The 8,818-nt window shown below is 35.3% G+C and carries 8 protein-coding genes; all 8 read right to left on the bottom strand.

Annotation, left to right across the window (positions count from 1 at the left end):
* On the bottom strand, positions 1–899 hold an 899-nt coding region (gene bamD, locus D6734_10390), incomplete at its 3' end, for an outer membrane protein assembly factor BamD (GenBank protein RMF93308.1).
* On the bottom strand, positions 886–1,335 hold the full coding sequence (gene yidD, locus D6734_10385; GenBank protein ID RMF93307.1) for a membrane protein insertion efficiency factor YidD: 450 nt from the start codon (positions 1,333–1,335) through the stop codon (positions 886–888). The genes bamD and yidD, both read right to left, overlap by 14 nt.
* A 1-nt stretch (position 1,336) precedes the next feature.
* The gene (locus tag D6734_10380) at positions 1,337–2,068 is read right to left on the bottom strand and encodes a molybdenum cofactor guanylyltransferase (protein ID RMF93306.1); all 732 of its coding nucleotides are present in this window, start codon (positions 2,066–2,068) and stop codon (positions 1,337–1,339) included.
* Positions 1,996–2,670, bottom strand: a complete 675-nt coding sequence (gene mobB, locus D6734_10375) for a molybdopterin-guanine dinucleotide biosynthesis protein B (GenBank protein RMF93305.1) — start codon at positions 2,668–2,670, stop codon at positions 1,996–1,998. Before mobB ends, D6734_10380 begins: the two co-directional genes overlap by 73 nt.
* A gap of 21 nt (positions 2,671–2,691) precedes the next feature.
* Positions 2,692–3,906, bottom strand: a complete 1,215-nt coding sequence (locus D6734_10370) for a molybdopterin molybdenumtransferase MoeA (protein RMF93304.1) — start codon at positions 3,904–3,906, stop codon at positions 2,692–2,694.
* A gap of 159 nt (positions 3,907–4,065) precedes the next feature.
* Entirely contained in the window at positions 4,066–4,431 is a 366-nt protein-coding gene (locus D6734_10365; protein RMF93303.1) for a response regulator, read from the bottom strand.
* A 193-nt stretch (positions 4,432–4,624) separates the two neighbouring features.
* Positions 4,625–5,989 carry a sigma-54-dependent Fis family transcriptional regulator gene (locus D6734_10360; protein RMF93302.1) on the bottom strand — a complete coding sequence of 455 codons (1,365 nt, stop codon included), beginning with the start codon at positions 5,987–5,989 and terminating at the stop codon, positions 4,625–4,627.
* Positions 5,986–8,610: a PAS domain S-box protein gene (locus tag D6734_10355; protein RMF93301.1), complete on the bottom strand. Its 2,625-nt coding sequence runs from the start codon at positions 8,608–8,610 to the stop codon at positions 5,986–5,988. Before D6734_10355 ends, D6734_10360 begins: the two co-directional genes overlap by 4 nt.
* Positions 8,611–8,818 lie beyond the last annotated feature (208 nt).

The raw sequence follows: 8,818 nt of genomic DNA, 5'->3' as shown, positions 1-8,818 counted from the left end.
ATGAAGTTTGTTTCACGCATCTTATAAGACAAGTTTTCTTTTAAATATTCGGTTTTGAGATTTTTATTATATTTATAAGTATCTGAAACAGCATTATAGATATTGCCCGTATACCAGCCAAATTCGAAGAAGGAAAGAATTGCGCCTGCAACATATATGTCACGGTTAAAGGATTCTACTGCTCCCCAAGCAAAAAGTCCGTTGAGCAAAAATGAAAAAAGAGCATCTTTTTTTCTGCCTGCATAAATTTGACCACTGCCGGGCAGTATTGCTGACATAATTCCAGCGAGTGCCGGAGATTTCAACTTAAGCTTTCTTACCCCTTTGATGCTTTCAAGAAGTTTTTCTGCTTCCTTTCCTTCAATGCTTTCTTTTTTGACTGATTTAAGATGTTTTTCTGCGGCATTTAGGTTGCCTTCCATTAGATTGTGTTTCCCTAAAAGTATCTTGAGTTTTTCCAATATACTGCTGTTAGGCATTGTTTCTTCAACTTCTTTCAAGAGCTTCAGGGCAGATTCTTCTTTTTTTGTCTTAATAAATGAATCGGCAATATTTAATATTGCCTCTTCTAATCTTTTATTTTTTGGATATTTCGATAAAAAATCTCTATATCTGTCGATGGCTTCTTCATATTTTTCTGCCTTATAATAGGAATTGGCAATTCCAATTTCGGCATCAGGAATTTCTTCAGCTTTTGGGTAATATGAGATGAAGCGTTTGTATTCTGTAATTGCCCTGTAATAATCGCCTTCTTTATAAAGCTCATTGGCAAATTTCAAAAGCCGTAACGCTTCTGTGCTTTCATTTTCTGCTGTTAAAGAGACCTTTGGGAAAAGGAGAAAAGATAAACAGCTGGAGAGAATCAGAAAAAATGTGAAAATATTTTTATTTCTTATCATTTGACCACCAGAAATCGTTTGCCTCTATTGGGTCATATATATAATAGCTTCCTTTAACTTTTATAATCTTTCCTCTCTCAAGCTCTTCTGCTTCATGAATCAACCTGTCAGTTGTCATCATAATGCCAATGATACTTCCATGTTTTTTAAGTGCTTCTCTCGAATAATGAGAACAGCTCGGATACATACTGCATTTTGTTCCTGTTAGGTCTGACACACCATATTGATAAATGGTCAAGCCAGCATTTAAAAGAGAGTTGAGAGGGCTTTTTATGATTTTAAAGAATAAATTCTTTTCTTTTTCCCTGTGCAGGTATTTTGTTTCTTTTTTGTAAAAATCTTCCGGACCATTCAGTCCCTTGCCAAAAGAATTGGATGCAAAGAGGATAAATAAAATGACTGATATAAAAACAGAGATTTGAAGTTTAATTTTCATATCATTTTTTTTTAGGACCTAAAATTTTGTTTCTTGCAAATTCCAAATCCTCCATAGTGTTGATATTTAGGAACATCCTTTTCTTTTTGTCATATTTTTCCCATTCAGATTTTTCAATATATCTTACATTGACTTTCGAGAAAAGGTCTATTATTTTCAAATTGCCTGCCGCTAAAAGTTCTCTTATTTGGGGAAGGCATGCTTTGGAATATATTGCATGAAGAGGTTGAAAATTGCGCCCATCTCGCGGAATCAAGATGTCGAAATTTCTATTTTCAGATATCATTTTTTCAATAAATTTCTTTTCAATAAATGGCATATCGCATGAGAGGAAGAAATTGAAATAGGTTGGAGATTTTACAAGTCCTGTGTAGATTCCGCCTAATGATCCACTTCCCGGCATTAGATCATATAAAACAGGATTGTCTATTTTTGGAAGTTTACTGTCTCTTCTTGTGATGATTGCAACATTTTCGAAGATTTCAGAAGTTTTTCTTATCATCAATTCGAGGAGGGATTCATCACCTATCATAGTGTTAACCTTATCTTCTCCCAACCTCCTGCTTTTCCCTCCTGCAAGGATAAAGCAAAAAACATTTTCGTGATCCCATTCCGATGGTCTTCTAAAAAAATCCAAAGCTGATACCCTCGTGTTAAAACCTATTTCTTGTTGTTTGAAATTTCTATCCTTATATCTGCTTCTTTTTCGATTCCTTTCAATCCCTGCAGATATCCTTCAATCATTCCCTTAAGGGTTTTTTGGATGAAAGGTTTAAGAGAAATGTCTTTACCATTTACAAAGAGTTTAACCTTTGAATCTTCAGCAGTACCTTTGTTTTTGATTAGAAATTCTTTTTCAATTAATTCTGCAACGCCTTCTGCATCGTCTAATGAAAATTTGGGGACATCAACAGGAAAATCAGTGTCCGAAACAAGTGCAATTAGCTTATCATCATTGTCGCATAGGATTGTTTCATGAACTCCCTTTCTGAAAATTTCTATTTTTGGAAAATTTTCTCTCTTATATCCTTCCGTAATGATAAGGTCGAGATTGTGGAAGTACTTTGACCTTATTTCTTCCAAGCTCAGGTCTGATTCCGAATTTCTTACAAGCGCCAATTTGTTAGGAGATGAAATTATAACTTGATAGGCACCTGCCTGCTTATGCCTCCAGCTATCTTTCCCTTTGACATCAAACTCAAAGTCCTGATGTGAGTGATGTTTTATTGTGCCGATTACATAACCTCGCTCCACTAATTTTGGAAGCAGTTTTTCAATAAATGTCGTTTTTCCAGAATTTGATTTTCCAACAATGGATATAATTGGTGGCAGCATATTCTTTTATCCTTCCTTGCTTTAAATCGATTCATCTAAGAGGATAACCTCAGTTTCCTCACCTTTTTTGAGAAGAGTCACATCATTTCCTATAATGGCAATGCTGTTTGCTTTTGACATAGAAGTCAAAATACCAGACCCCTGAGCACCTGTCGAGCGAAAGTAATAGTTGCCATTGCGATTTTCAGTGATAGCTCTGATGAAATGCTTCCTTCCCGGCTTTTTTTTGATATCTTCCAATGCCTGAGCTCTAACACATTTTCTTTCAATTCTATTGTACCCTAAAATCTTTTTAATCATTGGTCTTACATAAAGCTCAAAGCATAACATCGTTGCTGTGGGATTGCCCGGAAGCCCAAAGACGAGAGATTGCCCCATTGTGCCGAAAAGGAGAGGTTTTCCCGGTTTTTGCGCCACTTTCCAAAATTTCTTTTCAAAACCAAGTTCCCCGAGCACATCCTTAACAAAGTCGTAATCTCCAACCGAAACACCGCCTGTAGTAAGAATAATATCTGCGCATAATGCCTTCTCGATAGCTTTTCGCAAGATTTCTTTGTCATCTTTTATGATTCCCATCTGTAAGGGAATGGCACCGCTTTCCAAGACTTGCGCTTCAAGGGCATAGTTATTGCTTGTAACAATCTTTCCCGGTGTTATTTCTTCATTGATGTCAACTAATTCATCTCCTGTTGAAAGTATGGCAACAGTTGGTTTTCTATAGACTGAAACTTTTCCTACTTGTACCGATGCCAGGACTCCGATATCAGCAGGTGTAATAGCTTTCCCTTTTGATACTACAATGCTGCCAATCTTTATATCTTCACCCTTTTTTCTTATGTTTTCATCCTTTTTTGCACTTTTCTTTATTGTTACTTCATCACCTTTGTCATCAGCGTATTCACGCATAACTACTGCTTCAGCTCCTGCAGGGATAGGTGCTCCTGTCATAATCCTTGCGCATTCACCATTTCTGATTGTGCCTGAGAAGAATGTTCCTGCAGGAATGTCTGCTATCACTTTGAGTTTTACTCCTGAAGATTCAGATGCACTTTGTATATCAGAAATTTTTACTGCAAAACCGTCCATTGCTGAATTGTCCCATGGAGGCACAGTAATTTTGGCTTCTATATCCTTTGCACAAACTCTTCCCAAAGACTCAGTAAGCGAAACTTCTTCTATATCCTGATTTACAGGTGTGTTAAAGACGATTTCTTTGGCTTCTTCAACAGAGATCATTTTTTTCTACCTCTTCTTTCTTTTCATGATTCAAATGATGATTTAAAAAGCTTCAAAAAAGTAATTCTATATTTAGAAAGAATATCTTTTATAGTCAACCTTTTAGGACATTCTCTAAAGTTTGAATAGATAGAAATCTGAATAAAATATGTATCAAGTTTATCTGCCTGTCGCCCTGTTGATTGCATCAATGAGATTAGAGATCTTTAAAGGTTTGCTGAAATATTCAAAAGCGCCGGCTTTTAGTGATTCTTCTTTGAATTTTTTGTCGCCAAAGGCAGTTGTAATTATAACAGGTATTTTGGGAAATTGTTTTTTTATTCCTGTAATTACTTCGATTCCGCACAGTTCAGGCATATTTTTATCTGTTATTACAAGGTCAAATTTTTCATTTTCCATAATTTTTAGTGCTTCTTTCCCGTTGAACGCCTTTTGCACATCATATCCTTTCAACTGGAGGATATCCTCGAGCATTTCACAGAATTCTTTGTCATCATCGATGATTAAGATTTTTTTATTCCCCATTCTTTTCTATAAAATTTTAAGATTTCAATAAAAAATATAATCATTTAAGAATATTAAGCAGAAATCGTGCCAAAAAAGGATAGATACATCAAAAAATGCTATCTCATTGAAATAATGTAGTATTTTCTTTTTAAATGGTGGGGAAAAGTTTTATTGTAATTAATATGGGAAAGACATTTCTGACATTTTGTCTCTATTCCTTGTCTTTATTGCTGATATTGTATCTTTTTTCTTTTCTGTAAAGTGTGCGTGAGCTTATTCCAAGAATTTCAGCCGCCTTTTGTTTATTGCCTCCAACTTCTTTTAAAACAGCATCGATATATTTTTTTTCAAAGTCTTCAAGGGGAAGTTTTTGTTTCAAAAAGTAAGAAAAATTGAATCCTGAAGACGATTCACTTATCTGAAAATCATCAGGCTCCAGAATATTTTTTCTGCTCAGCATAACAGCCCTTTCGATTGCATTTTCCAATTCCCTTACATTGCCTTTCCAATCATGAGTTGTCAAAACTCTTACTGCTTCATCTGAAATTTCTTTTTTAATACCCTGCTCTTCTTCAATCTTTTTCAAAAAATGATTTATCAATAGAGGAATGTCTTCTCTTCTTTCATTAAGAGGCGGTATATGTATTGGAATGACATTGAGCCGATAATATAAGTCTTCCCTAAATCTTTGTTTTTCAACTTCTTCTTCAAGATTCTTGTTAGTTGCGGCAATTATTCTTACATCTACATTGATTGTCTGTAAACTTCCCACAGGCCTTATTACTTTATCCTGAAGGACTCGAAGAAGTTTTGCCTGCAATCCAAGTCCCATATCGCCAATTTCATCAAGAAAAAGAGTACCCTTATTGGCTTTTTCGAATAAACCCTGCTTTGAGCCGACTGCCCCTGTGAATGCGCCCTTTGCGTGACCAAAAAGTTCGCTTTCCAATAATCCTTCAGGTATTGCAGTGCAGTTTATAGGAACAAAGGGCCTGTTTTTTCTTTTTCCATTGTAATGAATTGCCTTTGCAACTAATTCTTTTCCTGTACCGCTTGCTCCATAGATTACGACATTGCTGTTGTTTTGCGATACTACTTTTATCATTTCAAAGACCTTTTGCATTGCCGGGCTTTTGCCAATGATGTTGAAGAAACTGTATTTTCTTTCTATTTCGTTTCTTAATTCTAAATTCTCAATCTGAAGATTTCTTTTCTCAAGAGCTTTTCTAATCGTAAGAAGAATTTCATTCATCTTGAAGGGCTTAGTTATATAGTGGTATGCTCCCTGCTTTACGGCTTCGATTGCTGTTTCAATCGAGCCAAAGGCAGTTATCATTATTACTTCAATATTCGGGTCGATATTTTTGATTTTTTTTAGCAGCTGCATTCCGCTCATCTGCGGCATTTTCATATCAGTAATAGCAAGAGCGAAATTTTCCTCTTCTGCAAGTTTCAGGGCATCGCTTCCTCTATTTGCAACAAAGACGGCAAATCCCTCTTCGGTGAGAAAGTCTTTGAGGACTTCTGCCATTTCAAGGTCATCGTCTACTACTAAAATTTTTTGTTTATCTGTCATATCCTTTTAGAGTTTTCCCCTTTTTTGATTCCCGGCAAAGTGATAAAAAATTCCGTCCCTTTCCCATAGATGCTTTTGACATTAATATTTCCCCCATGGTCTTTAATGATGCCATAAGTAACAGCTAATCCAAGTCCTGTCCCTTTGCCTATTTCCTTTGTGGTGAAGAAAGGGTCGAAAATTCTCGAAATATTTTTTTCCTCAATACCGATCCCTGTATCAGAAATTACGATTTCAACCATATTTTGCGCCTTATTGCTTTTAGTTTTAATTGAAAGCTTTCCGCCTTCAGGCATTGCATGGATAGCATTGATAAAGAGATTGATAAATACCTGTTGAATTTGGTTTTCATCTCCTTCAATAAGGAGAATATTATTATCTATATTTTTCTCTATTACAATCCGAGATTTGTCAAGCTTTGTTTCAAGAAGAAGGAGAGTATCTTCAATTACAGTGTTTACATTAACTCCCTTTGTTTCCTTCTTTTCAGAGCGGGTAAACTTTAGAAGCTGCTGGATTAATGATGTAATTCTGTCAATCTGTCTGATAATGGATTTGAGCCCTTCGTTTATCTTTGGATTGTCGCCTGCCAGTGAAAGAATATATTCTGCCCGTCCTGATATAATATTAAGCGGTGTACCTATCTCGTGGGCTAACCCTGCCGTAAGCTCGCCAACTGCTGACAGCTTTTCCGACTGAATAAGCTGTCTTTCAAGATTTTTCTTTTCAGTTATATCCCTTACGATAACTGAACATCCAATGGGATTGTTATTGTTGTCTTTCAATAATGTTCTTGTGAGAGCCACATATATTCTCTTGCCTGATTTTGTAATTCTTTCAGTTTCATAATTTTTCAAAGCGCCTCTCTTTTCTGTCTCTTTGATTATCCATTCCATTTCGCCTTTTTCTCTTAGGTCTTCTGGAATTAAAATATCAAAGGACTTGCCAATGATTTCTTCTTTTTTATAGCCATACATTTCTTCAGCGCCTTTATTCCATGTTGTGATGATGTTGTTTTTATCAAGACTGATTATGGCATCAGCAGAGTTTTCAGAGATATTGGCAATATATTGTTGATGTCTTATGAGTTTTTCCTCAAGTGCTCTTTTCTCTGTTACATCTTCTATGAAAATTACTGCACCAGCAAGATTTTTATTGTCTCCTTTCAACGGGCTAGCTATCAAATCAAAGACTCCCTTACCCATAAAGGGAAGACTTAAATTCGTTTTTTTGACAGTAACATTTTTTTCGATGGTTTCTTTTATTGCGTTGATTAGAACTAAATGTTCTTCTTCCGGTATGAATTTTGTTATTCTTTCACCTTCAATACTGTTGGCTTTAATGCCTGAGATTTCTTCGAGATAGCGATTCCAAGCTGTAATATTGAAATCAGTATCTACGGCAAAGATGCCGACAGATATGCTCTCTAGCATGTTGTTTGTAAATGCAATATTTTCCTTTAGTTCTTTTGTTTTCTCTTCTACGAGGTGTTCGAGATGAGAATAAGATTCTTCAAGTTTTTGAGCCATCAAATTGAATGATTTTGCCATTTCATTGACTTCATCTTTTGTTGATACAGTTACTCTTTTGCTGAAGTTTCCTTTGCCTATTTCCCTTGCAGCTTCGCTTAGATGCATAAGAGGTTTGCTTATGTTTAAGGAAATGTAATAGGCTGTCCAAGCAATGATAAAAAAGAATACTATGCAAAAAGTTATTGCCTGATTGCGAAGTTTATTTAGTGGTTGAAATGCCTCAATTTCATCGAGTTCACAGCAGAGAATCCATCCAGTTTTTGGTATAAGCCGGTAGGTGCCAACGATTCTTCTCTTGTTTTCTCTAATAAAACTGCCTGTAACTATTTTTTTATTAAGTGCTTGAATGATTTCTTCTGTATTTCTGACTTCGTTTTGAATGCCCTTATCATATTCAGTAAGTATGGCATAGGAAGGATTTGCAAAATATATTCTACTTGTTTTTCCCAATTTCTTTCCTTCATCGAGAAGAGCGAAAAGCTTTGCATTGCTGAGTTTTGCGGCAAATACTCCCAAAAATGCTCCGCCAGTAGTTTTGATTGGCGTGCTTATCGTTATTGTTGGCACTGTGCCATTGTAAGAGATTGTAAGTGATGTCTTGATACTACCTTTTTTGTAGTAATTCGTTTTTGAGCGGTCCATTCCAATCAAGGCAGGATTTACAGAGGCAATAATTTTACCGTCTGTGCCTAAAACAAAATATTCATTACCGAAATTATCTTCTTCCTGAAGCTTTTTTATGAATTCATTTAAATCTTTTGCGGCTTTTTGTCGCCGCCTTTTGCTTCTTGCCGGTTCTTGGACTATTTCAACATTGTTGAGCATATATTGGTTAGATGAAAAGACTGAAGCAATACTGATTTCTTGTTCTCTAATAAAGTGTTCAATATTTGTGCTGATATAGAGAGATACCGTTTCAATCTGATTTAAGATCCTCGATTTAAGTGCCTTTCGTGTGATCGTATATCCTTGATAAATTGCAAGAAACAGAGGAAGGAGTGAAAGTATCAGAAGTGCTATAAAAATCTTCCTTCCTATGCCGCTGAAAATAAGGAAATTTAATTTCTCTTTCTTCCTGTTGTTATCCATAAATTATTTTCTTTTATTCATTTTGAAAATTATTTCATTTTATAAATCAAATCAATGAGAGAAATTTTTATTAATACAATAAGTTAAAAAGTATTTGGAATTTAGAATGTGATAATATTTTTTAAAAAAAGCTTTCACATCTTCTAACGAAGCATTTTCAATATGAGATAAATCTTTCCCTATTGTGGGCCATTGATAAGGATGTTCT

Source organism: Candidatus Schekmanbacteria bacterium (assembly GCA_003695725.1).
In the GTDB taxonomy this organism is placed as follows: domain Bacteria; phylum Schekmanbacteria; class GWA2-38-11; order GWA2-38-11; family J061; genus J061.
Note: the sequence above shows the minus strand (reverse complement) of the source record. Positions and strands in the feature narration are given on the sequence as shown.